The following is a 24,464-nucleotide window of genomic DNA, read 5'->3' as shown; positions in this document are numbered from 1 at the left end:
GCCGGAGCCGGTCCCGCTGACGCCCGAGCCGTCAGCGGTCAGCCCGGCCCGGCGTCCCCTCCGCGCCCGTCGTGCCCGTCACGCCGGGCGCGTGCGTGTGTCCGGAGGCCGGCCCGCGCCAGGAGCGGAGCACCGTCTCGATGGCGGGGGAGACCCGGGTGCGGGCCTGGTGGCGGGGGACACCGCGCATCAGCAGCGCGTCGTACGGCGTGTCCACGTGCCGCACCGAGGCGCGGACCGCGGCCGTCACGGCGCCCCGGTCGAGGGCGCGTCCGGCGGCCGTCCTGCCCACCCGGCCGCTGCCCTTCGCGGAGGCGTGGACGGCGATCTCGACCGCCCGCTCCGGTGGCATCGCGGGGAAGAGCCGCAGGATCTCCATCCGCAGGGCCTCGGTGATCCCGGTGTCCCGCACGGCGCGCCGCTCCGCGTCCCGGACCCGGCGCCGCGCCCTGGCCTCCGCGTCGGCGAGGCAGGCCGCCTCCGCCTCGGCGAGGGCCGCCTCCTCGACGAGCAGCCCCTGGCGTTCGTACCGGGTGCGACGCCGGTTGTGGCGTACCACCACCGCCCAGAGGGTGCTCCGCTCCCGGGCGCGCCGGGTGAGCGCGGTGTCGCCCCGGCGCAGGAAGACGAGGTGGCCGAGGTCGGCGCAGTCCAGGCAGACCGGCCGGCCGTACTCGACGATCATCCGCTCCAGCGGGCCCTGCCGGCACTCCGAACAGCGACGGCGGCGGAGCGGCTCGACGACGACGGGGGCGACGAGGTCCATGGCCGCCGTCCTCAGCGGAGTCCGGGCGCCGCGGCGGCGACGAACCGGGAGAGGGCGCCCTTGGCCTGGTCGGACCGGCGGGCCCGGTCGGCGGTGCCCACCGCCTCGTGCATGCGGTGGGTGTCGTCGAAGGCGGCCTCGGCGAGCCGCCGCAGCTCCGCGTCGTCGCAGACCAACTGGACGCGGAAGAGGGCCTGCCGGGCGGCGGTCCGCTGCCGATAGGAGGCGTGGCGGGACTCCTCCGCCTCCTCGGAGCCGGGCTCCTCGGCCGTCCGGAACCAGCGGTCGTTCTGGCTGTGCCGGTACTCGACGACGGCTCCCGCGAAGGCGCTGTAGGTGGCGATCCGCTCCTGGCGGAGCTGTTCGTTCCGTGCGAGCGCGGCCGTGCGCAGGGTCATCCGTCCCTGGAACCAGTGCGTGGCGAACACGCCGAGAAGCGTGCCGGCCACCGCTATCAGCGCCACGTCCATGCCCTGGTCCTCCCCCGTGTCACCGTTCCCGGTCGCCCGAAGATCCTTCGGACAGTCAGATCATGGCATTGCGGCGGGGGTTGCGTCACCGCCGCACCGGGCGGCGAGAGCCGCCGCCAGCCGCTCCCGGGCCGCCGTCTGCGCGGCGATCCGGGCGTCGAGGACGGCGAGCCGCTCGCGGGCGATCTCCATCCCGCGGGCGGAGGGGCGCACCGACGGCAGGTCCCCGTCGAGGCAGGAACGGAAGGCCGCCACGTCGTCGAGGGTGAGCCCGGCGTCGAGGAGGTACCGGATGTTGGCGACGCGGACCACCGCGCCCTCCCCGTACACCCGGTAGCCGTTGGCCGCGCGGGCCGAGGAGACGAGCCCCGCCTGTTCGTAGTGGCGCAGGGACCGCGCCGACACGCCCGTCCTGCGGGCCAGTTCACCGATGCGCACCCGCGCAGTCGTATCACGCGACCAGCGCGCCCCCGTCGACCGGGAGCACGGTCCCGGTGAGGAAGGCGGCCTCGGGCGCGGCGAGCGCGGTGATCGCCCAGGCGACCTCCTCGGGCCGGCCGATCCGCCCGAGCGGGGTGTGGGCGAGCTGCCGGTCCCGTACCGCCCGGCGTCGCTCCGGTGTGAGGCCCATGTGGTCGGCGATCGGGGTCTCGATCGCGCCGGGGGCGACCGCCACCACCCGGACGCCGGCGGGCGCGAGCTCGACGGCCCAGCAGCGGGTGAGGGTCTCCAGGGCGCTCTTGGTCGCCGGATAGACCGAGTTGCCCGGCCAGCCGCGCTGGCCGACGGTCGTCGTCACGTTCACGACCACGCCCCCGGTGGCGCGCAGCGCGGGGACGGCGGCCTGGGTGAGCAGCACGGGTGCGAGGAGGTTGGTCTCCAGGAGGGGGGTGAGCGTGGCCCGGTCGAGGGTGCCCAGGGGGCCGCCGACGGCGATGCCCGCGTTGTTGACCAGGACGTCGAGGCGGCCGTGGTCGGCGAGCACCCGGCGTACGAGCTCCTCGGGCGCGCCTTCGGCGGTGATGTCAGCGGGGCGCGGGTGGATCGCCGTGGGGGCCTCGGCCGCGGTCTCGCGCAGGGGCTCGGCCCGTCGGCCCACGGCGATGACGGTCGCACCCTGCCGGGCGAAGGCGCGGGCGGTGGCCCGGCCGATGCCGGTGCCCGCGCCGGTGACGAGGACGACCCTGGGGGAGACGGTGGTGTCGGTGGTGTTCATGAGCCCGATGGTGGAACCGTGACGCCAGTGACAAGGTCAAGCCCGTGGGGTGTGCGGGGCAGAATGGGTGGGATGCGATACGAGGCGATCACCTGGGGCCGGATGGCCGGGCGGCTGGCGAGGCACGTGGACCGGCTCGTGCCCGGTGACGGCGGCGACCGGCTGAAGGTGGCCGTCGACGGGGCCCCGGCCGCCGGGGGCGAGGAGCTGGCCGGGCTGCTCGCGGAGCAGCTCCGGGACCGCGGGCGTCCGGTGCACGTCGTCGGGACCCAGGGGTTCCTGCGGCCCGCGTCGCTGCGGTTCGAGCACGGCAGGCAGGACCCCGACGCGTACTACGAGGGCTGGACCGACACCGGGGCCCTGTGGCGCGAGGTGTTCACGCCGCTGGAGCCCGGCGCCGACGGGCGGGTCCTGCCCGATCTGTGGGACCCGGTGAAGGACCGGGCGACCCGCAGCCCGTACGTGACGCTGCCGCCCGGCGGTGTCCTGGTGCTGCACGGGCCCTTCCTCCTCGGGCACTGGTTCCCCTTCGACCTGACCGTCCATCTGCGGCTGTCGCCCGGCGCCCTCGCGCGGCGTACCGGGGAGCCCTGGGCGCTGCCGGCCTTCGCCCGGTACGAGACGGAGGTCGACCCGGCCGGGACCGCCGAGGTCGTCGTACGGGCCGACGATCCGCGGCACCCGGCCTGGACCGGCCTCGGGGCGCTCGACTCAGACTGACGGCGGCCGGCCCGACGGCGGGTGGTCGGCCGGCGGCCGGTCGGACGGTGGGCGGCCACCCACCACGGTCACCGCCTCGGCGCCCGCCGCGCACCCCGCTCCCGCCGCTTCGGCCGGGTCCGCGCCCGAGAGCCGCGCCGCGAGGAAGGCGCCGGTGAACGCGTCGCCCGCGCCCGTCGAGTCCAGTCGGCGGTCCGCCGGCACGGCGGGGGCCGCGACCCGGGCGGTGACCGCGCCGGCCTCGGCGACCAGCGCGCCGGCCGCGCCCAGGGTCACGACCGCCAGCGGTACGCGTCGGCTCAGCTCCCGGGCCGCGGCCTCCGCGTCCGGGGCTCCGGTGAGCAGCCGGGCCTCGTCGGTGTTGGGCAGGAGCAGGGACGCGCCCTCCACGGCCGCGAGGAACCGCTCGGGGCCCAGCTCCGCGAGGAAGCCGGCCGACGCCGGGTCCACGCTCACCGGTATCCCCGCCGCCCGGGCGTCCCGCAGGGCGAGCAGGGCCGCCGCCCGGCTCGACGGGGCGAAGAAGAGGTAGCCGGAGAGGTGGAGCGCGGCCACGCCGTCGAGGAGTCCGGGGGACCAGTCGTCGGGGCAGAGGCGGAGTACGGCGCCGCTGTCCGTCAGGAAGGTCCGCTCGGCCGCCGCGTCGACCAGGGCGATCACGGTGGCCGTGGGGACCTCGGGGTCCGGCACCAGCAGCGGGCGCACGCCCGCCCCGGCCAGTTCCCGCTCGTGCCAGCCGGCCGAGTCCGCGCCGACCCGGGCGAGCAGTCGTACGTCCCGTCGGCCCGAACGGACGGCCCAGCAGGCCGCGTTGGCCCCCGCGCCGCCGGGCAGGGTGCGGATCGAGGCCGCCGTGTCCGTCGCGGGGGCGAGCGGGCCGCGGTGCCGGGCCACCACGTCCGTGACGACGTCCCCGACGATCAGCAGCGCACCGCCCGGACCCGGCTCCCCGGCCGCCGTCACCGCTCGCCCGCGGCGTACGCCACGGCGATCTCCGCCGCGAGCCGGACGTTGCCCCGCACCGCCGCCAGGTTGGCCTCCAGGGACGCGCCGTCCGTGTGCGTGGTCAGGTACTCCAGGAGGAAGGGCGTCACCGCCTGCCCGGTGATGCCCTTCTCCTTGAGCTCGGCGAGGCCCCGTGCCAGCACCCGGTCGTGCAGTGCCGGGTCCAGCTGCTCCGCCTCCGGCACCGGGTTGGCGACGACCAGCGCCGACCAGGGGCGGCCGAGCGCCTCCCGGGCCCGTATGACCGCGGCGACCTCGGCCGGGCTGCGCAGCGTCCAGTCGACCGGCTCCCCGGAGGAGGAGAGGTAGAAGCCGGGGAAGGTCTCCGTGCCGTACCCGGCGATCGTGACGCCCAGCGTCTCCAGGCGCTGGAGCGTCGCCGGGACGTCGAGGACGGACTTCACGCCCGCGCACACCACCGTGACGCCCACCTCGGCCAGCAGGCGCAGGTCGGCGGACTCGTCCTGGGTCTCGCGCCACTCGCGGTGCACCCCGCCGAGGCCGCCGGTGGCGAAGACCCGTATGCCCGCCGCGTCGGCCAGCCGGGCCGTCGCCGAGACCGTGGTCGCCCCGGTGGCCCCGGTGGCGAGCGCCGGGGCCAGGTCCCGGTGGCCGAGCTTGCGGACCGAGGGGTCCTCCGCGATCCGGGTCAGCCCCGCCCGGTCGAGGCCGATCCGCGCCACCCCGTCGAGCACCGCGACGGTGGCCGGCACGGCGCCCCCGGCCCGTACCGACTCCTCCAGCTCCACGGCCACGGCCAGGTTCCGCGGGCGCGGCAGGCCGTGGGCGATGATCGTCGATTCGAGCGCGACGACGGGCCGGCGCTCGTGGAGCGCCTCGCGTACCTCTTCGGACACCAGTGTGGTCGTGGTCATGGTCCATTTCTGGCGCGAGCGCCCGCCCCGCAAACACCTCTGGCGATCTCCCGCCACCCCCCTTTCGCACGGGGGTGCGAGCGGGGTACGGATTCGGTTCCCGGGCGCCGGGCGCCGCGGGGCCGAGCGGGGCACGACCCGCCGCAGCGCCGGGAAAGACCCCGGTGCGGAATCCGTCGCCCGCTGCCCGGGTCGGTAACGTGCCTGGTCAGGGCGGTGAACGGAGGGATTCGTTCCGCCGTCCCGGTGGCATGTGCCCTCGGGGGATCCGGCTACAGTCACCGCCCATGACGACTCACGACCTCCCCTCCTTCGCCGTCCACATCCCCGACGCCGAGCTGGAAGCCGACCCGCTCGACCCCGGCCAGATCGTGTCCGGCACCCCCGAGGTGTCCGGCAAGGTGCTGTGGGAGTCCGCCGACGGCAAGCAGCTGCGGGGCATCTGGCAGATCACCCCCGGTGTCGTGACCGACACGGAGGCGAACGAGCTCTTCGTCGTCGTCAGCGGCCGGGCCACCGTCGCCGTCGAGGGCGGCGACACGATGGAGATCGGGCCCGGCGACGCCTGTGTGCTGCGCGAGGGCGACCGGACGACGTGGACCGTCCACGAGACGCTGCGCAAGGCGTACCACATCACCCTGCCCTGAACCGGGAGCGGTCAGGCCCTGCGGAGCACGCCCCGCAGGGCCAGGGCCGCCATCGGCAGCAGGAGGCAGGCGGCGAGGGCGTTGAGCGGCCCGTAGCCCGTCCGGGAGACGATGACGCCGGCCACCAGGCCGCCGATGCCCGCCGCCGCGTTCATCACCGTGTCCGAGAGGCCCTGGACGGCCGCCCGCGCCGCCTGCGGCACCGAGTCCGTCAGCAGCGCCGAACCCGACACCAGGCCGGCCGACCAGCCGAGCCCCAGCACGAAGAGGCCGGCCGCGGTCCTGGGGTGGCTCGCGCCGGCGGTGCCCGCGAGCAGCGCCGCGAGTCCCAGGAGCCCGACCGCGAGGCCGATCACCGCGAGCCGGCCGAGCCGGTCGGAGAGCCAGCCCATGACGGGCGAGAACGCGTACATGCCCGCGATGTGCACGCTGATGACGAGCCCGATCAGCTCGATGCCGGCCCCGTGGTGGGTGAGCGCCACCGGGGTCATCGACATGATCGACACCATCACCGTGTGCGAGGCGGCCACCGTGACCAGCGCGATCCGGGCCCGTGGCGACTCCCGGACCGCCCGCAGCCCGTCGCGCAGCGCCCGGCCCTTCGACCGGTCGGCCGCCCCGGACCCGTCCCTGCTCTCGGACCCGTCCCTGCCCGCGGACCCGACTCCGGCCGCCGCCGTGACCTCGTCCCCCGTCTCGTCCCCGGCGGCCAGCGCCCGTGCCGTCAGCAGCGGATCGGGTCGCAGCAGCAGCGTCACCACCAGCGCCGAGACCAGGAAGACCACCGCGGCCCACAGGAACGGCCCGGCCGCCACGGGTATGCCGAGGCCCGAGACGCTCCGCCCGGCCGGCGCCGCGATGTTCGGGCCGAGGACGGCGCCGATCGAGGTCGCCCACACCACCGTCGAGATGGCCCGGGCCCGCCGGTCCGGCTCCGCCAGGTCGGCGGCGGCGAACCGGGCCGCGAGATTGGCCGAGGACCCCGCCCCGAAGCCCACCAGACCCGTCAGCAGCACCGGGAAGCTGTCGAGCACCGCGCCGAGCACCACGACCCCCGCACCGAGGGCGCCCAGCAGATAGGCGAGCACCAGCCCGGCCCGCCGCCCCCGTCGCGTCATCAGCGCCGCCAGCGGCATCGCGAGCAGCGCGGGCCCGGCGACCGTCGCCGTCGAGGCGAGCCCGGCCAGCGCGTCGGTACCGCTCACCTCGGTGGCGAGGACGGCGGCGAGCGCGACGCCGGTGGCGATCCCGAGGCCGCCGAGGATCTGGGTGGCGACGAGCACGGCCTGGACCCGCCGGCGCAGCGCCGGCAGGCCGGCGGGGGAGAGCGGGCCGGGTATCTCCCCGGATGCGGTGGTGTCAGGGGCGTCGGGCGTTTCGGTCACTACCGGAGTGTGCCAGTCCGCCCGTCCGACAGGAATGCCCGGGTGCGTGAATCCCCAGGTGGGCGCCGATGTCACGGCCGCGCCGGGGGCTCGGTCCGGTGCTCAGAACAGTGGTTCCGGAAGCACGCCCTCCAGCGCGAGCAGTCTTCGCTTCGTCTCCAGGCCGCCGCCGAACCCGCCGAGCCCGCCGTCGCTCTCCACCACCCGGTGGCACGGCACCACCACCGGCAGCGGGTTGGCTCCCATCGCCGCCCCCACCGCCTGTGCCGCCCCCGGCTGGCCGACGCGCCGCGCCAGCTCGCCGTAACCGACCACCGTGCCGTACGGCACGCCGGTGGCCAGCTCGCGCAGCACCTGGCGGTTGAAGCCGGTCGTCAGCGACCAGTCCAGCGGCAGGTCGAAGGCGTGCGGCGCGCCCGCGAAGTACCGCTCCAGCTGCCGCACCGGCTCCGCGAGCAGGCCCGTCTCGCACGCGACGGCACGGCCGCCCAGCTGCTCGGCGAGCCGCTCCGGCATCCGCTCGCCGCGGTGCCCGCCCGCGTGGAACTCGACCCGCACGAGCCCCCGCCCGGTGGCCGCCAGGAAGAGCGGGCCGATGTCGCTCTCCACCACCGTCCACTCGGCCCGCACGCCGCGGGGTCCCTCCTCGATGTCCATGCCCTCACCGTACGGCCCGGCACCGACAGCCCGACCCGGATAAGCCCCACCGCCCTTTCCGGCCACTGTCTGGCCGACGCCTGTCGGCCAAAACGGTCGTTCGGCGGCGATCCGGCGGTGTGACCCCCTCCTGAGGTCACGGACCGGTCTCGCTCCGGTCTCGCGACCGGAAAATCCCCGGTCAGGTGCCCGCGGGGCCCCCGGCGGGCCATAATCTCGCCCCGGTAGTACTACCCAGCGGTACCGACTGTTTTCGGACGTCCATGCGCCAGGGGTGGGAGGGCATGCGCTCATGCAGGGCACGGTCGACGGATTCAGCTACGGGCTCGTCACACCGGTGGCGGCCTTTCTCATGGCCTGCCTCGGCGGCGCCCTGGGGCTGAGATGCACGACCCGCTCGCTGCGCCACCGGGACTCCTTCAAGGCCGGCTGGCTCGCCCTTGGCTCCACCTCCATCGGCACCGGCATCTGGACCATGCACTTCATCGCGATGATGGGCTTCACGGTCGAGCGGGCGCCGATCGACTACGACCGGCCGATCACCTTCGCCAGCCTCGCCGTGGCCGTCGTCATGGTCGGCATCGGCATCTTCATCGTCGGCTACCGGGGCGCCACCGCGCTCACCCTCGTCACCGGCGGCACCATCACGGGGCTCGGCGTCGCCACCATGCACTACCTCGGCATGGCCGGGATGCGGCTGCCGGGCCGGATCGACTACGACACCCCGACCGTCGCCCTCTCCGTGGTCATCGCCGTCGTCGCCGCCACCACCGCCCTCTGGGCGGCGGTCTCCGTCCACGGCTTCCTCGCCAGCCTCGGGGCCAGCCTCGTCATGGGCGTCGCCGTCAGCGGCATGCACTACACCGCCATGGCGGCCGTCAGCGTCCACCTGCACGCCACCCCGGCCTCGGGCACCGGGGCCACCACGGGCTCGCTGCTGCTGCCCATGCTGATCGGCCCCGCCGTCTTCCTCATCCTGGCCGCCGTCGTCGTCATGTTCGACCCGCTGCTCGTCATGGGCGACCCGGACTGGCAGCGGCCCTCGGCCCGCTCCCCGTACCGCCCCGGCGTCCCCGCCCCCCGGCACGTCCCCAGCCACGGCGAGCCCGCGAACTGGACCGCCCGTCCCGCCGGACGCGGCTCCCGCCGCTCCGCGCCGCGCGGCGGACACCGCTCGCAGGACTGGTGACACCCCCGCCGCGCGGGGCCCGCGCGGCGATCGCCCCCCGACTGTCGGTGGCGGGTCGTACGGTGGGGGCATGCGGCCCGTTTCCAAGATCGAACGTTCGGTGGCGCCCTTCGAGGTCGTCTCCTCCTACCAGCCGAGCGGCGACCAGCCGGCGGCCATCGCCGAGCTGGACCGGCGCGTCCGCGCCGGCGAGAAGGACGTCGTCCTGCTCGGCGCCACCGGCACCGGCAAGTCGGCCACCACGGCCTGGATGATCGAGAAGCTCCAGCGCCCCACCCTGGTGATGGCGCCGAACAAGACCCTGGCCGCCCAGCTGGCGAACGAGTTCCGCGAGCTGCTGCCCAACAACGCGGTCGAGTACTTCGTCTCGTACTACGACTACTACCAGCCCGAGGCGTACGTCCCGCAGTCGGACACCTACATCGAGAAGGACTCCTCGATCAACGAGGAGGTCGAGCGGCTGCGCCACTCCGCCACCAACTCCCTGCTCACCCGCAGGGACGTGGTCGTGGTCGCCTCCGTCTCCTGCATCTACGGCCTCGGCACCCCACAGGAGTACGTGGACCGCATGGTCCCCCTCCGGGTCGGCGACGAGATCGACCGGGACCAGCTGCTCCGCCGCTTCGTCGACATCCAGTACACGCGCAACGACCTCGCCTTCACCCGGGGCACCTTCCGGGTCCGCGGCGACACCATCGAGATCTTCCCCGTGTACGAGGAGCTCGCCGTCCGCATCGAGATGTTCGGCGACGAGATCGAGGCGCTCTCCACCCTCCACCCGCTCACCGGCGAGATCATCAGCGACGACCGGCAGCTGTACGTCTTCCCCGCCAGCCACTACGTCGCCGGACCCGAGCGCATGGGACGGGCCGTCAACGACATCGAGCGCGAGCTCGACCAGCGCCTGAAGGAGCTGGACAAGCAGGGCAAGATGCTGGAGGCCCAGCGGCTCCGGATGCGCACCACCTACGACATCGAGATGATGCGCCAGATCGGCTCCTGCTCCGGCATCGAGAACTACTCGATGCACTTCGACGGCCGCGAGCCCGGCTCCCCGCCCAACACCCTCCTCGACTACTTCCCCGAGGACTTCCTCCTCGTCATCGACGAGTCGCACGTCACCGTGCCGCAGATCGGCGCCATGTACGAGGGCGACGCCTCCCGCAAGCGGACCCTCGTCGACCACGGCTTCCGGCTCCCCTCCGCCCTCGACAACCGCCCGCTGAAGTGGGAGGAGTTCCAGGAGCGGATCGGCCAGACCGTCTACCTCTCCGCCACCCCCGGCACCTACGAGCTGTCCCGCTCCGACGGCTTCGTCGAGCAGATCATCCGCCCCACCGGCCTCGTCGACCCCGAGGTCGTCGTCAAGCCCACCGAGGGCCAGATCGACGACCTGGTCCACGAGATCCGGCTGCGCGCCGAGCGGGACGAGCGCGTCCTCGTCACCACCCTCACCAAGAAGATGGCCGAGGACCTCACCGACTACTTCCTGGAGCTCGGCATCCAGGTCCGCTACCTCCACAGCGACGTGGACACCCTGCGCCGCATCGAGCTGCTGCGCGAGCTGCGCTCCGGCGAGTACGACGTCCTCGTGGGCATCAACCTGCTCCGCGAGGGCCTCGACCTCCCGGAGGTCTCCCTCGTCGCCATCCTCGACGCCGACAAGCAGGGCTTCCTGCGCTCCGGGACCTCCCTGATCCAGACCATCGGCCGCGCCGCGCGCAACGTCTCCGGCCAGGTCCACATGTACGCCGACACCATCACCCCGGCGATGGCCCAGGCCATCGACGAGACCAACCGCCGCCGCGAGAAGCAGGTCGCCTACAACAAGGAGCACGGGATCGACCCCCAGCCGCTCCGCAAGAAGATCAACGACATCGTCGCCACCATCGCGCGCGAGGAGGTCGACACCGAGCAGCTGCTCGGCACCGGCTACCGCCAGGGCAAGGACGGCAAGGGCGCCAAGTCCCCGGTGCCCTCGCTCGCCGCGCACGGCCCGAAGGCGAAGGCCGGCAAGGCGGGCGCCAAGGGGGGCTCGACGCTGGAGCTCGGCGACCGTCCCGCCGCCGAACTGGCCTCGGTCATCGAGGAGATGACCGAGCGGATGCGCGCGGCCGCCGCCGAGCTGCAGTTCGAGGTGGCCGCCCGGCTGCGCGACGAGGTCTCCGAGCTGAAGAAGGAGCTGCGCCAGATGAAGGAGGCGGGCCTGGCGTGACCCGTGGTGGCCCGGTGTGTTGCAAGACCGACACAAAACCGGGCCTCCCCCGGCACGTTGTCAGTGGCCCTGCGTAGGGTGCTGCCACAACGACGAGAGGGGCAGCGCGTGACGGTCAACATGACCAAGGGGCAGGCCATCAGCCTGGAGAAGCAGGGCGGGGGCAGCCTCACCCAGGTGCGGATGGGGCTCGGCTGGCAGGCGGCGCCGCGCCGGGGGCTCTTCGGCTCGCGCACCCGCGAGATCGACCTGGACGCCTCCGCGGTGCTCTTCGCCGAGAAGCAGCCCGTGGACGTGGTCTTCTTCCGTCACCTGGTCAGCGACGACGGCTCCGTCCGTCACACCGGGGACAACCTCGTGGGCGGCGTGGGCCAGGGCGGCGACGACGAGGCCATCCTCGTCGACCTCCAGCGGGTGCCCGTCCACATCGACCAGATCGTCTTCACGGTGAACTCCTTCACCGGGCAGACGTTCCAGGAGGTGCAGAACGCCTTCTGCCGGATCGTCGACGAGACGAACGGCCAGGAGCTCGCGCGCTACACCCTCGACGGCGGCGGCCAGTACACCGCGCAGATCATGGCGAAGGTGCACCGGGCCGGCGCCGGCTGGCAGATGACCGCCCTGGGCAACCCGGCCAACGGCCGCACCTTCCAGGACCTGATGCCGGCGATCCTGCCGCACCTGTAGGCGGACCCGCGGGGCGCTTCCACCGCCCCGCCGCCGCACCGCAGCTCCCGACGGGCACCGGCCCGCCGGGAGCTGTCCCGCGTGACCGCATGCCGCGTGACGACACGACCGTATGACCGCATGGCGACACGACCGCGTGACCACACGACGGCACGACGCCATGACCGACCCGAAGCGCCGAGGGGAAACAGAGTCCAGATGACGGCCGAGCTGGTCCGGGGGCAGAACCACCCCCTGCCCGACACCCGACTCGAACTCCGGGTCTCCGCCGGACACCCGGTCGTCGCCGGGGCCACCCTCGGCGACGAGCAGGGCCGCGTGGCCGGCGCCGAGTGGATCGCCCACCCCGGCGCGCCCGTACGTCCCGGGGTCGAGGTGCCCGGCGAGGTCGCGGCCGAGCACCGGATCGCCGTGGACCTCGCGGCGCTCCCGGACGCCGTGCACCGGCTCTCCCTGCTCCTGGCACTGCCGCAGGGCGGAGGCGGCCCGGCCCGCTTCGGCACCGCCGCCGCCCCCTTCGTGACCGTCGCCGACCCGGCGGGCGGGGCGGTCGCCACGTACACCATCACCGGCCTCGACCAGGAGTCCGCCGTCGTCGCCCTGGAGCTCTACCGCCGCCAGGGTGTCTGGAAGGTCCGTGCCGTCGGGCAGGGGTACGAGGGCGGGCTCGCCGACCTCCTCGCCGACCAGGGCGCTCCGGCCGCCGCCGACCTCGCCGCCGCCGTCCTGCACGCGGCCGCCCCGGCCCCCGCCTCCACCGGCGCCCCGGTGCCGCCGCCCCTGGTCCCCGAGACCGCCCCGGCCGACCCCTCCTCCTCCACCACCACCATCAGCTACGCCCACCCGGGCCGCCGCCCCGCCGCCCCGCCCGCCGCGCCGGCGACCGGCCGGGACGCCGGCGCGGGAGACGTACCGCGCCGGCCGGCCGAGCCGCCGGCCCCGGCCGCGGAGTCCCGGCCGGCCCCGGTCGCCGGGGACGCCACCGGCTGGACCATGGACGAGCGGCTCTACAACCAGGTGTGGGGCATGTTCGAGGACCTGGCCCGTACCGTCGCGGCCTACCGCAGCGCCCGCGACTTCGCCGACAACCGCCTCGACCGGGCCATCGACCAGGTCCTCGCCGACCCGAGCAGCCGTGTCGGCGGGGCCGGCGACGCCGCCCGGGCCGCCGCCCGGGCCACGCACGAGGAGCTCATGGACCGGGCCCAGGAGGTCCTCGACCGGGACCTCGCCCAGCTCACCGCCGAGTCCGAGGTGGTCGAGCCGGCCCTGCCCGTCGCCTACGCCCGCTGGGACAACCCCGCCTGGCACGCCTACCGGTCTCCGGAAGAACCCCCGATGGCGGTCCGCCTCGGCGACCTCCACCTCCCCGAGCGGAGCGCCCTCCGGGTCCCCTTCCTGGTCCGGCTCCCGCTGGAGCGCGGACTGTGGGTGGACTCGGGGCCCGGGCGCACCTCGGCCGCCGGTCTGCTCGACGAGGCCGAACTGCGCCGCCTCGCCCTGGACAGCGCCGTCGCCCACACCGCCCGGCTGCTCGCCGCCCACCCCGCGGGCGCCCTCACCGTCCATGTGATCGACCCGGCCGGCGGTGGGGCCGCCGCCTTCGCGCCGCTCGTCGAGACCGGGGTCCTCGCCGCGCCGCCCGCCCGGGGCGCGGCCGGGGTCACCGACGTCCTCGCGCAGCTGACCGAGCGGGTCGACCTGCTGCAGATGGCGGTGCGCGGCGACGCCTCCGAGGACCTGCCGCCCGGCTTCGACCCGGCCCGTCAGCTGCTCGTCGTCCACGACTTCCCGCACGGCTTCGACGACCGGGCCGTCACCAGGCTCCGCTACCTCGCCGACGAGGGCCCCTCGGTCGGCGTCCACCTGCTGATGGTCGCGGACCGGGCGGACGCCGCCGCGTACGGGCCGGTGCTCGACCCGCTGTGGCGCTCGCTGCTGCGGCTCACCCCGGTGCCCGACGACCACCTCGCCGACCCGTGGGTCGGCCACGCCTGGACGTACGAGCCGCCGACGATCCCGCCGGGCAGCGCGGTGCTCTGGCAGGTCCTCGGACAGGTCGGGGAGGCGCGCCGACGGAACTTCGGCTGATCTCGGCACAGCCGAGCCAACCGGTTCCGACCTGGCCTTTTGAGCCCTCTTTACCCTTTCCTTTACCTTCTCTTGGTTCTTCGGGTACTCTCTTCCTCAGCGGAGGGGAGTACTCCCCATGCGCGGCGTACCCGTCAATACGGACGGATCAAGGACATCCGGTCCCGGGGCGTCGGCCCGGCAGGCGTGTGTCACGGCCCCGGGTGGAAGAGACCTCCGGCAGCGACGACGCTGATCAGCCGTACGACGCCGGAGGCGCAGTGGACGTATCGATGACCATGTGGGTGCTGACCATTCTCGGTCTGGGCGCTCTCATCGCAGTCGACTTCTTCATCGGGCGCAAGCCCCATGACGTGTCGATCAAGGAAGCCGGAATCTGGACCGTCGTCTGGATCGTGCTCGCCGTGCTCTTCGGCATCGGCGTCTCGATCTGGGGCAGCGGGCAGGCGGGCGGAGAGTTCTTCGCCGGCTTCATCACGGAGAAGTCGCTCAGCGTCGACAACCTCTTCGTCTTCATCCTGATCATGGCGAAGTTCTCCGTGCCGACCCACCTCCAGCAGCGGGTGCTGCTGGTGGGCGTGCTCATCGCCCTGGTCCTGCGGGCCATCTTCATCGCGGCGGGTGCCGCGATCATCGCCAGCTTCTCCTGGGTCTTCTACCTCTTCGGTGCCTTCCTCATCTACACCGCCTGGAAGCTCATCAAGGAGGCCATGGCGGACGACGACGAGGACGACTGGGACGAGAACCGCGTCCTGAAGTCCATCGAGAAGAAGTTCGGCGTCGCGGACCGCTACCACGGCACCAAGCTCTTCATCGTGCAGTCCGGCAAGAAGGTCATGACGCCGCTCCTGGTCGTCATGCTCGCCATCGGCATGACCGACGTGCTGTTCGCGATGGACTCGATCCCCGCGATCTTCGGCCTCACCCAGGACCCGTACATCGTCTTCACCGCCAACGCCTTCGCCCTCATGGGTCTGCGCCAGCTGTACTTCCTGATCGGCGGCCTGCTGAAGAAGCTGGTCCACCTCAGCTACGGCCTGTCGGTGATCCTCGGCTTCATCGGCGTCAAGCTGGTGCTGCACGCCCTCCATGAGTCCGGCGTCCACGTCCCCGAGATCTCCATCCCGGTCTCGCTCGCGGTCATCTGCGGCGTCCTGGTGATCACCACGATCACCAGCCTGATCGCCTCCAGGAAGCAGTCCGAGAAGGCGGCCGCCGAGGCGGCCGAGAAGGCGGGCGTCGACGCCTGATCCCGCACGGACACGAGGGCCCGGCCGGCGATCACGCGGGCCGGGCCCTCCTGCCGTGTGCCGGGAGGCGCACGGGACCCGAGGTCACGCCGGGCCGAGGTCCATCACGGCCTCCGGAACCTTCCGGAGGCTGCGGAGGATCTTGGTGACCCGCTTGGCCAGCTCCTCGGCCTCCTCTTCCGCCAGCGCGTGTTCCAGGCCCGCGGCGGTCGCCGCCTCCGACACGTCCCCGACCTTGTTCATCAGCTCGTCGACGAGCTCGGCCGCCATCCCGATCTCGCGGTCCAGCTCCTCCGTGAGTCGCTTGAGGGCCTGCATGGGGGTTTCCGCCGGGGCTTCGGCGGCAGCCGAGGGATCGTGGACGCCGGTTCCCCCGGCGCCCTCCGTGCCGCCGTCCGCTTCGTCGTGTTCGCCGTCCTTCCCGCGCCGGTTGTACGGACGTGTGCCGGACTCCTTCGTGAAGGTCCGGTTGAACCACGCCCGGGTGGCCCTGCCGCCCGTCGGCGTGCCCGTCTCGTCCACCGGCCGCGGAGGCCGGTCGGACTCGTTCATCGCGTCGAAGAGCTCGCGCAGCAGACCCACCGCCATGACGGGACGCTTGCGCATGGCCTCGACGACGTTGGCGATGGTCCGGCGTACGCGCTGCGCCTCCCGGCCCTCGTCGTCCATCTTCTGGCCCGTGATGGAACCGCGGTCCGCGTCGATGATGTCGACGGCCGCCAGCCAGTGCGGCGCACGGTAGACGAGCAGCTCCTCGAAGGCCTCCCGGTCGCTGTCGGCCGACGCCAGCAGCTCCGGAAGGCGGCGGTCGAGCAGGACGATGCCCTTGCGTCCCGGGGCCGTCTGCACGACCTCCGCGACACGGGGGTTCCACGGCGCCGGATACGACTCCGAGGTCAGCGCCGACCAGGCGCGGACGCGCCGGTTGATGTCCTTGCCGTTGAGCTGGGAGGGGGCCGGCTCGCCCAGTGCCGCCCGGATCGCCCTGCGCTTCCCCGGTTCCTCCTGTGTGGGGAAGAGGTTGGTGAGCAGCAGCATGGACCGTATGTCGCGGAGCTCGGCGACGGAGGCGTCGGCCGGGACGTCGGGGAGGTCGGTGACCGGGGCGTGCCCCGCGAGGACGTCGGCGGTGCGGTCGTCGAGGATCCGCGCGGCCGTGTACGCGCCGATGACGCCCCGCCCCAGCGCACGTCCGCGGTCGTTGGGGCCGAACTCGAGCGGAGGATGGACGTGGTCGCGGCGATTGCTGCCCTGGACGATGCGGAACAGGCGTTCCGGAGCGGAGGAGCCCACCACCAGCTGCGCCTCGACCGCGGCGATCGCCCTGGCGCGATGGGCGCGGCTGTCGCTCCGCCCCTCCTTCTCCGCCTCCGCGAACTCCGCGTTGAGCAGATCGCCGAGCCGGGACAGCCAGTAGCTCGGGCTGACCGACACGTCGGTGCCGTCCTGGCCGATCGTCTTGAACGGCACGCCCGTGAGCACCTCGGACGACGTCACGCCGAAGAGTTCCTGGCGGTACTTGGTCCGGTTGTTGCCCCGCACGGCCATCCAGCCCCAGTAGGAGGAGGGGTAGCGAGGAGAGCCGTCGGGCTGCTGGGGCGGTTCCTCCGCGAGGTTGACGTGCTGGGCCACGTACATGCACGGCTCCACCTGGCCGTTGAGCGCCAGGTCCTCGAGGAGGTCGTACGGCCGCATGCCGTCGTGGTTCCTGAGGGCGTTGGAGGCCTGGTCGATGCCGTGGATCAGCGCGTTCCGGTCGGCGACCGTGCTCTCCAGCGCCGTGAAGGTGCGCTCCGTCCCGTCCTCCGTCAGCCGGGTCCACGACGTGATGCGGGGCAGGGACGGCCGGTTCGCCGTGGCGCTGGGGTCGGAGACGGATCGCCATTCCGAACTGATCCGCTCGTTCCGTTCCCAGACTATGCCGCCGACGCCGTTCATGGTGACGGTGAGGAGCAGCATCCGGCCCGCGTCCGTGTGCACCCACCGGTAGCGGTCCGGCCGCAGCCGGCGTACACCGTCGGGTTCGGCTTCGGGGCCGGTCAGGTCGTCCTTGGGCCGGATGACGAAGGGGGCGATGTTCTCCAGCGCGGCGCGGGGGGCGGTCACGCCGGGCGTGGCGAGAACCGCGTCCGTCCACCTCTGCTGCCACTCGCGAGTCGGCGGGTGGTGGAAGGGGGTCGGGGACGAGGTCGACATGGTGGGCTTCTCCACTCTGCGGAGGCGGGGCGAGACGGCGGCTGCCCGGTGCCCCGCGCGAACGGGCGGGGCACCGGGCAGGCGGAACTACCTGAGGACGAGCGGAAGAAGGGCGGCGGCCGCGGTGACGAGGAGCGCGGTGAGCGCGATCGCCACGGTCGCCGCGGGCAGCGGCCAGCTGCGGCTCTCGAGAGCGCGCAGCCGGGCCTCGTGGTCCTGCTGGACCCGGTTCGAGGCCTCGTGGAAGGTGTCCAGCTTGGTGGACATCGCCGTGAGGGCGTCACGGACCAGCCGCATGTCGGCGGAGAGGTCCGCCGCCGGGATGACCTGCGTGGGCCACGGCGCGGCGCCGAAGCCCACGGTCGGGAAGCCCGGGTGAACCGCCTGGTAGCCGACGGGGGTTAAGCCCTGCAGGTGGGGGGTGGCGGGTATGGGGTGGTCGTCGGAGGGGGAGGTCATGAAGTCCTCGGTGCGATCGATTCGCCTGTCGGGCCGGATGCGCCGGCCGGTCCACCGACGCCGGGTGGTCGTCGGGGAGTGGGCTGTTGACCGCGTTCACGTACCGTCCGTCGCCACCCGAGGCCCGCTGCCGTCTGATTGACGGTATAGCCGGTCAGGGGCCGCCTCTCTTCGCCGGTACCCGCCATCTCGACGCGGCGCCGGCTCCGCGGCGTCGCGTATGTGAGACCTGGCCTCGGAGGTGAAGTCCTCTACAGGCTGCGGGAGTTCGGCTCGGCACGAGGCGCGCTCCGTGACCATGAATACACCATCAGGGGGACGGGCGTGGTCCGTCGGACGGATCGGGGCCTGATCCGTCCGGACTCAGACGGGTTCCGGCTCCGGCTCCGGTTCCCGCTCCCGCGTCTTCTCCGGCAGCGTTTCCGGGAGCAGGGCGAAGCAGCCGAGGCTGACGAGGGCCACCGCCGTCAGGTAGGCGGCGACGCCCCACGGCGGGCCCGAGCGGCCTTCCGACAGGGTCGTGGCGACGATCGGGGTCAGGGCGCCGCCGAGGACGCCGGCCAGGTTGTAGCCGACCGCCGCGCCGGTGCAGCGGACCCGGGGCTCGTACAGCTCCGGGAGGTACGCGGCGACCACCGCGAACATGGTGATGAAGGCCATCAGCGCCCCCAGGAACCCCAGGAACATCAGGAGCGGTCGGCCGGTGTGCAGCAGGGCCACCATCGGGAACATCCACAGGGCCGCCCCCGCGCACCCCGCCAGGCAGAGCGGTCTGCGCCCCCAGCGGTCGCCCAGCAGGGCCAGGAAGGGCGTCGCGGCGCCCTTCACCGCGACCGCCGCCATCACGCAGACCAGTATCACCGTGCTGCTCACCCCGAGCCGCTCGGTGCCGTAGGCCAGTGCCCAGGTGGAGACCGTGTAGAAGATCGCGTAGCCCACGGCCAGGGCGCCGGCGGTCAGCAGGACGAGCCGCCAGTGGCCGCGCGCCACCTCGGCGAGCGGCGCGTTCGCCCGCTGCCCGGACGCGGACAGCTCCTCGAACTGCGGGGTCTCCGCGAGCGAGGAGCGCAGCAGCAGCCCGACGGCGGCGAGCAGCCCCGCCGCCCAGAACGGCACCCGCCACCCCCAGGACCGGAAGTCGGCGTCGCTCAGACCGGCGGTGAGCGCCAGCATCACCCCGTTGGCGAGGAGGAAGCCGACGGCCGGGCCCACCTGCGGGAAGCTCGCCCACAGGGCCCTGCGGTGCGGCGGGGCGTGCTCGGCGGTGAGCAGGACGGCTCCGCCCCACTCGCCGCCGAGGCCGAGTCCCTGGAGGAAGCGGAGCAGGAGCAGCAGGAGGGGAGCGGCGACGCCGATCGTGTCGTACGTGGGGACGCAGCCGACCGCGACGGTGGCACAGCCGGTGAGCAGCAGCGAGGCGAAGAGCACCGGGCGGCGTCCGTGCCGGTCCCCGACGTGTCCGAAGAGGACGGAGCCCAGGGGGCGGGAGAGGAAGCCGACGGCGAAGGTGCCGAAGGCGGCGAGGGTCCCGGCGAGCGGGGAGAAGGTCGGGAAGAAGAGCGGGCCGAGGACGAGGGCGGCGGCCGTCCCGTAGACGAAGAAGTCGAAGAACTCGATGGCGGTGCCGACGAGCGAGGCGGCGGCGAGCCGGGGCATCGAGGGCGCCGGACGGGCCGCCGGTGGCGACGGAGTGTGACGGGGGTGCATGTGGCGCCAACTACCCGGTCGCCGCCCGGGTTACGGGGGCGTACGGGAGCGTCCCCGGCGTTGACGGGGGCGCTTCGGCCCGGGGCGGTGGGACGGCGGCGGGGATGGCCGGGGGCTTCCTGGCCGGAGCGCGTGGCCAGGGGCCCTCCCGGCGCCGGGTTCGAGCCGCCGGACGTGCCCCGGGGGCGCCGGCCCGGTCGACGGGACGGTGCCGGCGCCGGGGGCCTCGGGGGCTACCAGCCGCGCTCGCGCCACTCCGGGAGGTGCGGGCGCTCGTCACCGAGCGTGGTGTCCTTGCCGTGGCCGGGGTAGACCCAGGTCTCGTCCGGCAGGGCGGCGAAGAGCTTGGTCTCCACGTCGCGCAGGAGGCTCGCGAAGGCCTCCGGGTCCTTCCGGGTGTTGCCGACGCCGCCGGGGAAGAGGCAGTCGCCGGTGAAGAGGTGCGGGTGGCCGTGCGGGTCGTCGTAGACGAGCGCGATCGAGCCGGGGGTGTGGCCGACGAGCCGGCGGGCGGTGAGCTCGACCTCGCCCACGCGGATCGTGTCGCCGTCCTCGACCGGGACGTCGGTGGCGACCGGGATGCCCTCCGCGTCGTACGCGCCCGCGTAGGTGGTGGCGCCGGTGGCGGCGACGACCCGGGCCAGGGCCTGCCAGTGGTCGCCGTGCCGGTGGGTGGTGACGACGGAGGCGATGCCGTCGTCACCGATCAGCGTGAGCAGGGTCTCCGCGTCGTTGGCCGCGTCCACGAGCAGCTGCTCGCCGGTGGCCCGACAGCGCAGCAGGTACGCGTTGTTGTCCATCGGGCCGACGGCGACCTTGGAGATCATCAGGTCCTTCAGCTCGTGGACGTCGGCAGGACCGCCCACCCTCACCGCTCCGCTGTACGTCATGGCCTCAGACTAGCCCCGCGCACCGACAGCGGTCCCGGTGAGCCCGGGCCTACAGCGCCGGGAGCGTGGGGAGCGCGCCGCCCTTGGTGGTGAGGGCCGAGCCGTCGCGGCGGCCGGCCAGCCAGCCGAGCAGGTCGGCCGCCGACCCCATGACGGCGACGCCCTCCTCGCCGGAGGCGTCCCCGGTCGTCCAGGTGCGGCCGTCGCTCGCCCACAGGACGGTCGGCGGCAGGTTCCCCAGGGTGCCGAAGCGCTCGGTGAGGAAGTCGATCTCGCGCTGGACGAACTCCTCGGGGAGGTCCTCCAGCTCGTAGCCGCAGTCGAGGTCCACGTGGTGGACGGCCACCTCCACCCAGCGGCGGAAGGGGAGCCGGGAGGCGGTGTCGGAGATGCCGTTGCGCAGGGCGACGGTGCGGCTCCAGTCGGCCGGGACGGCGGCGACCTCCTGGAAGCGGGCGTAGGTCGCGCGCACGTCGGCGAGCTGGACGTCGAGCGGGCGGGGGGCGTCGCGCTCGATGTCCGCGTCGCGGGTCTCGGCGCTCGCGTACATCGGACGGCCTTCGAGGACGTTCACCAGAGCCTCGGCGTTCCGGGCCAGGTGGGCGAGGACATGGCCGCGTGTCCAGCCCGGAAGCCGTGACGGCTGGGCGACGAAGGCGTTGTCCCAGGAGGCGGCGTCGGTCAGCAGCCGCTCGGTCGCTTCGTGCAGGGAGGCGAGGTCGCGCTCGTGATCGATCATGACGCCGACCCTAGCGCCGTCCACTCGTTCGGGTGAAGCAGACGAGCGAACGCCGGAAATCGAATGTACGTGCTATAGGCTCGGGATCGGCAACCGACCACCGAGGAAGCATCCGGCATCCTTGGTTGTTGAGTGCTTGTCGGGTGTCCAGGCACATCCGCTCTCCATCCGCTCTCCATCCGCTCTCTCAAGAAAGGTGCGGACCGGCGTGGCCGACCGTCTCATCGTCCGTGGCGCGCGCGAGCACAACCTCAAGAACGTCTCGCTCGACCTCCCCCGTGACTCCCTCATCGTCTTCACCGGGCTCTCGGGGTCGGGCAAGTCCTCCCTCGCGTTCGACACGATCTTCGCCGAGGGGCAGCGCCGGTACGTCGAGTCGCTCTCCTCGTACGCACGGCAGTTCCTCGGCCAGATGGACAAGCCGGACGTGGACTTCATCGAGGGTCTCTCGCCCGCCGTCTCCATCGACCAGAAGTCGACCTCGCGCAACCCGCGCTCGACGGTCGGCACCATCACCGAGGTCTACGACTACCTCCGCCTCCTCTTCGCCCGCATCGGCAAGCCGCACTGTCCCGAGTGCCGCCGGCCGATCTCCCGCCAGTCGCCGCAGGCCATCGTCGACAGGGTCCTGGAGCTCCCCGAGGGCAGCCGCTTCCAGGTGCTCTCCCCGCTCGTGCGCGAGCGCAAGGGCGAGTTCGTCGACCTCTTCGCCGACCTCCAGACCAAGGGCTACAGCCGCGCCCGGGTCGACGGGCAGACGATCCAGCTCAGCGAGCCGCCGACGCTGAAGAAGCAGGAGAAGCACACCATCGAGGTGGTCGTCGACCGCCTCACCGTGAAGGACTCCGCGAAGCGGCGCCTCACCGACTCCGTCGAGACCGCCCTCGGGCTCTCCGGCGGCATGGTCGTGCTCGACTTCGTCGACCTCGCCGAGGACGACCCCGAGCGCGAGAAGATGTACTCGGAGCACCTCTACTGCCCCTACGACGACCTCTCCTTCGAGGAGCTGGAGCCCCGCTCCTTCTCCTTCAACTCACCCTTCGGCGCCTGCCCCGACTGCACCGGCATCGGCACCCGCATGGAGGTCGACCCCGAGCTGGTCGTCCCCGACGAGGAGAAGTCCCTCGACGAGGGCGCGATCCACCCCTGGTCCCACGGCCACACCAAGGAGTACTTCGGCCGGATGATCGACGGGCTCTCCCAGGCCCTCGGCTTCCGCACCGACATCCCCTACGCGGGCCTCCCGCAGCGGGCCAAGAAGGCCCTCATGCACGGCCACAAGACCCAGATCGAGGTCCGCTACCGGAACAGGTACGGGCGCGAGCGCGCCTGGACCAGTCCCGCCTTCGAAGGCGCCGTCTCCTTCGTGAAGCGGCGGCACGGCGAGGCCGAGAGCGACTCCAGCCGGGAGCGCTTCGAGGGGTACATGCGCGAGGTGCCCTGCCCCACCTGCCACGGCACCCGGCTCAAGCCGATCGTGCTCGCGGTCACCGTGATGGACCGGTCCATCGCCGAGGTCTCCGCCATGTCCATCAGCGACTGCGCCGAGTTCCTCGCCCGCCTGACGCTCAACGCCCGCGACAAGCAGATCGCCGAGCGGGTCCTCAAGGAGGTCAACGAGCGGCTGCGCTTCCTCGTCGACGTCGGCCTCGACTACCTCTCGCTCAACCGCGCGGCCGGCACCCTGTCCGGCGGCGAGGCCCAGCGCATCCGGCTCGCCACCCAGATCGGCTCCGGCCTGGTCGGCGTGCTCTACGTCCTCGACGAGCCGTCCATCGGTCTCCACCAGCGCGACAACCACCGCCTGATCGAGACCCTCGTCCGCCTCCGCGACATGGGCAACACCCTCATCGTCGTCGAGCACGACGAGGACACCATCAAGGTCGCCGACTGGGTCGTCGACATCGGCCCCGGCGCCGGCGAGCACGGCGGCAAGGTCGTCCACTCCGGCACCTTGAAGGAGCTCCTCGCCAACGAGGAGTCGATGACCGGGCAGTACCTCTCCGGCCGCCGGGCGATCACCACCCCGGACGTCCGCCGCCCCCTCGACCCCGGACGGCTGCTCACCGTCCACGGCGCCCGCGAGAACAACCTGCGGGACATCGACGTCTCCTTCCCGCTGGGCGTCCTCACCGCCGTCACCGGCGTCTCCGGCTCCGGCAAGTCGACGCTGGTCAACGACATCCTCTACACCCACCTGGCGCGCGAGCTGAACGGCGCCAAGACGGTGCCCGGCCGGCACACGCGGGTGGAGGGCGACGACCTCGTCGACAAGGTCGTGCACGTCGACCAGTCGCCGATCGGCCGCACCCCGCGCTCCAACCCGGCGACGTACACCGGCGTCTTCGACCACGTCCGCAAGCTCTTCGCGGAGACGATGGAGGCGAAGGTGCGGGGCTACCTGCCCGGCCGCTTCTCCTTCAACGTCAAGGGCGGCCGCTGCGAGAACTGCTCCGGCGACGGCACGATCAAGATCGAGATGAACTTCCTCCCGGACGTGTACGTCCCGTGCGAGGTCTGCCACGGGGCCCGGTACAACCGGGAGACCCTGGAGGTCCACTACAAGGGCAAGTCCATCGCCGAGGTCCTGGACATGCCGATCGAGGAGGCCCTCGACTTCTTCGAGGCCGTCCCCACGATCGCCCGCCACCTGCGGACGCTCAACGAGGTCGGACTCGGATACGTCCGCCTCGGGCAGTCCGCGCCGACGCTCTCCGGCGGCGAGGCGCAGCGCGTCAAGCTCGCCTCCGAGCTCCAGAAGCGGTCGACCGGCCGCACGGTCTACGTGCTCGACGAGCCGACCACCGGGCTCCACTTCGAGGACATCTCGAAGCTGATCAAGGTGCTGTCCGGTCTCGTCGACAAGGGCAACTCGGTGATCGTCATCGAGCACAACCTCGACGTGATCAAGACCGCCGACTGGATCATCGACATGGGCCCGGAGGGCGGCAGCGGCGGCGGCATGGTCGTCGCCGAGGGCACCCCCGAGGAGGTCGCCTCGGAGCCGGCCAGCCACACCGGCAAGTTCCTCCGCGAGATCCTCGGCGCCGACCGGATCAGCGACGCGGGCGTGCCCGCGCCGCGCGGGGCGGCGAAGAAGACGGCCGCGAAGAAGACGGCGGCGAAGAAGGCCCCGGCCAGGAAGACGGCCGCCAAGGCCGCCGAGGCGGCGCCCGCGAAGGCCGTGAAGGCGGCCAAGACCGCCGAGTCCGCGAAGAAGACGGCACCGGCCAGGAAGACGGCGACCCGCACCCGCAAGGCGTGACGTCGTCGCCGGGTCGTCCGGGATGAGTGTTTTAG

The 24,464-nt window shown here is 73.1% G+C and carries 21 protein-coding genes; 8 read left to right on the top strand and 13 right to left on the bottom strand.

The window, feature by feature from the left end:
- Positions 1–31 precede the first annotated feature (31 nt).
- From ACFQ8C_RS20275 to ACFQ8C_RS20260, 4 genes are read right to left on the bottom strand one after another with little or no spacing between them, the layout of a single operon-like run.
- Positions 32–766 (bottom strand): DUF2293 domain-containing protein, encoded by a 735-nt coding sequence (locus tag ACFQ8C_RS20275; RefSeq protein WP_383459258.1) that lies wholly within the window; start codon positions 764–766, stop codon positions 32–34.
- A gap of 11 nt (positions 767–777) precedes the next feature.
- Positions 778–1,236 carry a hypothetical protein gene (locus ACFQ8C_RS20270; RefSeq protein WP_383459256.1) on the bottom strand — a complete coding sequence of 153 codons (459 nt, stop codon included), beginning with the start codon at positions 1,234–1,236 and terminating at the stop codon, positions 778–780.
- A gap of 60 nt (positions 1,237–1,296) precedes the next feature.
- Positions 1,297–1,674, bottom strand: a complete 378-nt coding sequence (locus ACFQ8C_RS20265; RefSeq protein ID WP_383459253.1) for a MerR family transcriptional regulator — start codon at positions 1,672–1,674, stop codon at positions 1,297–1,299.
- 13 nt (positions 1,675–1,687) lie between these two features.
- Positions 1,688–2,452 (bottom strand): SDR family NAD(P)-dependent oxidoreductase, encoded by a 765-nt coding sequence (locus ACFQ8C_RS20260; RefSeq protein WP_383459250.1) that lies wholly within the window; start codon positions 2,450–2,452, stop codon positions 1,688–1,690.
- Between the two features lie 72 nt (positions 2,453–2,524).
- Here ACFQ8C_RS20260 and ACFQ8C_RS20255 point away from each other — a divergent pair, with 72 nt between their 5' ends.
- Positions 2,525–3,172 (top strand): uridine kinase, encoded by a 648-nt coding sequence (locus ACFQ8C_RS20255; RefSeq protein ID WP_383459249.1) that lies wholly within the window; start codon positions 2,525–2,527, stop codon positions 3,170–3,172.
- On the opposite strand, the gene ACFQ8C_RS20250 is transcribed toward ACFQ8C_RS20255, so the two are convergent.
- Positions 3,164–4,135 carry a carbohydrate kinase family protein gene (locus ACFQ8C_RS20250; RefSeq protein ID WP_383459246.1) on the bottom strand — a complete coding sequence of 324 codons (972 nt, stop codon included), beginning with the start codon at positions 4,133–4,135 and terminating at the stop codon, positions 3,164–3,166. The genes ACFQ8C_RS20255 and ACFQ8C_RS20250 overlap by 9 nt on opposite strands.
- Positions 4,132–5,052 (bottom strand): pseudouridine-5'-phosphate glycosidase, encoded by a 921-nt coding sequence (locus tag ACFQ8C_RS20245; RefSeq protein ID WP_383459244.1) that lies wholly within the window; start codon positions 5,050–5,052, stop codon positions 4,132–4,134. Before ACFQ8C_RS20245 ends, ACFQ8C_RS20250 begins: the two co-directional genes overlap by 4 nt.
- 287 nt (positions 5,053–5,339) lie before the next feature.
- Between ACFQ8C_RS20245 and ACFQ8C_RS20240 the strand changes: the two genes are divergently transcribed.
- Positions 5,340–5,699 (top strand): cupin domain-containing protein, encoded by a 360-nt coding sequence (locus tag ACFQ8C_RS20240; RefSeq protein WP_383459243.1) that lies wholly within the window; start codon positions 5,340–5,342, stop codon positions 5,697–5,699.
- Between the two features lie 11 nt (positions 5,700–5,710).
- Here ACFQ8C_RS20240 and ACFQ8C_RS20235 read toward each other — a convergent pair whose 3' ends face one another.
- Positions 5,711–7,084 (bottom strand): MFS transporter, encoded by a 1,374-nt coding sequence (locus tag ACFQ8C_RS20235; protein ID WP_383459240.1) that lies wholly within the window; start codon positions 7,082–7,084, stop codon positions 5,711–5,713.
- A 102-nt stretch (positions 7,085–7,186) separates the two neighbouring features.
- The gene (locus tag ACFQ8C_RS20230; RefSeq protein WP_383459237.1) at positions 7,187–7,741 is read right to left on the bottom strand and encodes a methylated-DNA--[protein]-cysteine S-methyltransferase; all 555 of its coding nucleotides are present in this window, start codon (positions 7,739–7,741) and stop codon (positions 7,187–7,189) included.
- A gap of 292 nt (positions 7,742–8,033) precedes the next feature.
- Here ACFQ8C_RS20230 and ACFQ8C_RS20225 point away from each other — a divergent pair, with 292 nt between their 5' ends.
- The 5 genes from ACFQ8C_RS20225 to ACFQ8C_RS20205 all read left to right on the top strand — a co-directional run bounded on the left by ACFQ8C_RS20225 (position 8,034) and on the right by ACFQ8C_RS20205 (position 15,173).
- Positions 8,034–8,930, top strand: coding sequence for an MHYT domain-containing protein (locus ACFQ8C_RS20225; RefSeq protein ID WP_383459235.1), 897 nt, complete (start codon positions 8,034–8,036; stop codon positions 8,928–8,930).
- Positions 8,931–9,000: 70 nt separating this feature from the next.
- Positions 9,001–11,145 (top strand): excinuclease ABC subunit UvrB, encoded by a 2,145-nt coding sequence (uvrB, locus tag ACFQ8C_RS20220; RefSeq protein ID WP_383459232.1) that lies wholly within the window; start codon positions 9,001–9,003, stop codon positions 11,143–11,145.
- A gap of 108 nt (positions 11,146–11,253) precedes the next feature.
- Positions 11,254–11,832 (top strand): TerD family protein, encoded by a 579-nt coding sequence (locus ACFQ8C_RS20215; protein WP_383459230.1) that lies wholly within the window; start codon positions 11,254–11,256, stop codon positions 11,830–11,832.
- 198 nt (positions 11,833–12,030) lie between these two features.
- Positions 12,031–13,923, top strand: coding sequence for a TerD family protein (locus ACFQ8C_RS20210; RefSeq protein ID WP_383459227.1), 1,893 nt, complete (start codon positions 12,031–12,033; stop codon positions 13,921–13,923).
- Positions 13,924–14,195: 272 nt separating this feature from the next.
- Positions 14,196–15,173: a TerC/Alx family metal homeostasis membrane protein gene (locus tag ACFQ8C_RS20205; protein ID WP_383459224.1), complete on the top strand. Its 978-nt coding sequence runs from the start codon at positions 14,196–14,198 to the stop codon at positions 15,171–15,173.
- An 84-nt stretch (positions 15,174–15,257) separates the two neighbouring features.
- Here the strand turns inward: ACFQ8C_RS20205 and ACFQ8C_RS20200 are convergent, their stop codons facing one another.
- The 5 genes from ACFQ8C_RS20200 to ACFQ8C_RS20180 all read right to left on the bottom strand — a co-directional run bounded on the left by ACFQ8C_RS20200 (position 15,258) and on the right by ACFQ8C_RS20180 (position 21,164).
- Positions 15,258–17,369 (bottom strand): hypothetical protein, encoded by a 2,112-nt coding sequence (locus tag ACFQ8C_RS20200; protein WP_383459221.1) that lies wholly within the window; start codon positions 17,367–17,369, stop codon positions 15,258–15,260.
- Between the two features lie 87 nt (positions 17,370–17,456).
- Positions 17,457–17,828 (bottom strand): hypothetical protein, encoded by a 372-nt coding sequence (locus ACFQ8C_RS20195; protein WP_383459218.1) that lies wholly within the window; start codon positions 17,826–17,828, stop codon positions 17,457–17,459.
- Between the two features lie 363 nt (positions 17,829–18,191).
- Positions 18,192–19,484, bottom strand: coding sequence for an MFS transporter (locus ACFQ8C_RS20190; protein WP_383459215.1), 1,293 nt, complete (start codon positions 19,482–19,484; stop codon positions 18,192–18,194).
- A 284-nt stretch (positions 19,485–19,768) separates the two neighbouring features.
- Positions 19,769–20,425: an MBL fold metallo-hydrolase gene (locus ACFQ8C_RS20185; RefSeq protein ID WP_383459212.1), complete on the bottom strand. Its 657-nt coding sequence runs from the start codon at positions 20,423–20,425 to the stop codon at positions 19,769–19,771.
- A 49-nt stretch (positions 20,426–20,474) separates the two neighbouring features.
- A complete protein-coding gene (locus tag ACFQ8C_RS20180; protein ID WP_383459209.1) occupies positions 20,475–21,164 on the bottom strand; it encodes a maleylpyruvate isomerase family mycothiol-dependent enzyme in 690 nt (229 codons plus the stop codon).
- Positions 21,165–21,372: 208 nt separating this feature from the next.
- Here ACFQ8C_RS20180 and uvrA point away from each other — a divergent pair, with 208 nt between their 5' ends.
- The gene (gene uvrA / locus ACFQ8C_RS20175; RefSeq protein ID WP_383459206.1) at positions 21,373–24,429 is read left to right on the top strand and encodes an excinuclease ABC subunit UvrA; all 3,057 of its coding nucleotides are present in this window, start codon (positions 21,373–21,375) and stop codon (positions 24,427–24,429) included.
- Positions 24,430–24,464 lie beyond the last annotated feature (35 nt).

The sequence above is a fragment of the Streptomyces sp. NPDC056503 genome (genome assembly GCF_042794995.1).
Lineage (GTDB): Bacteria > Actinomycetota > Actinomycetes > Streptomycetales > Streptomycetaceae > Streptomyces.
The sequence above is the reverse complement of the archived record's forward strand: the minus strand, read 5'-3'. Positions and strand labels throughout refer to the sequence as shown.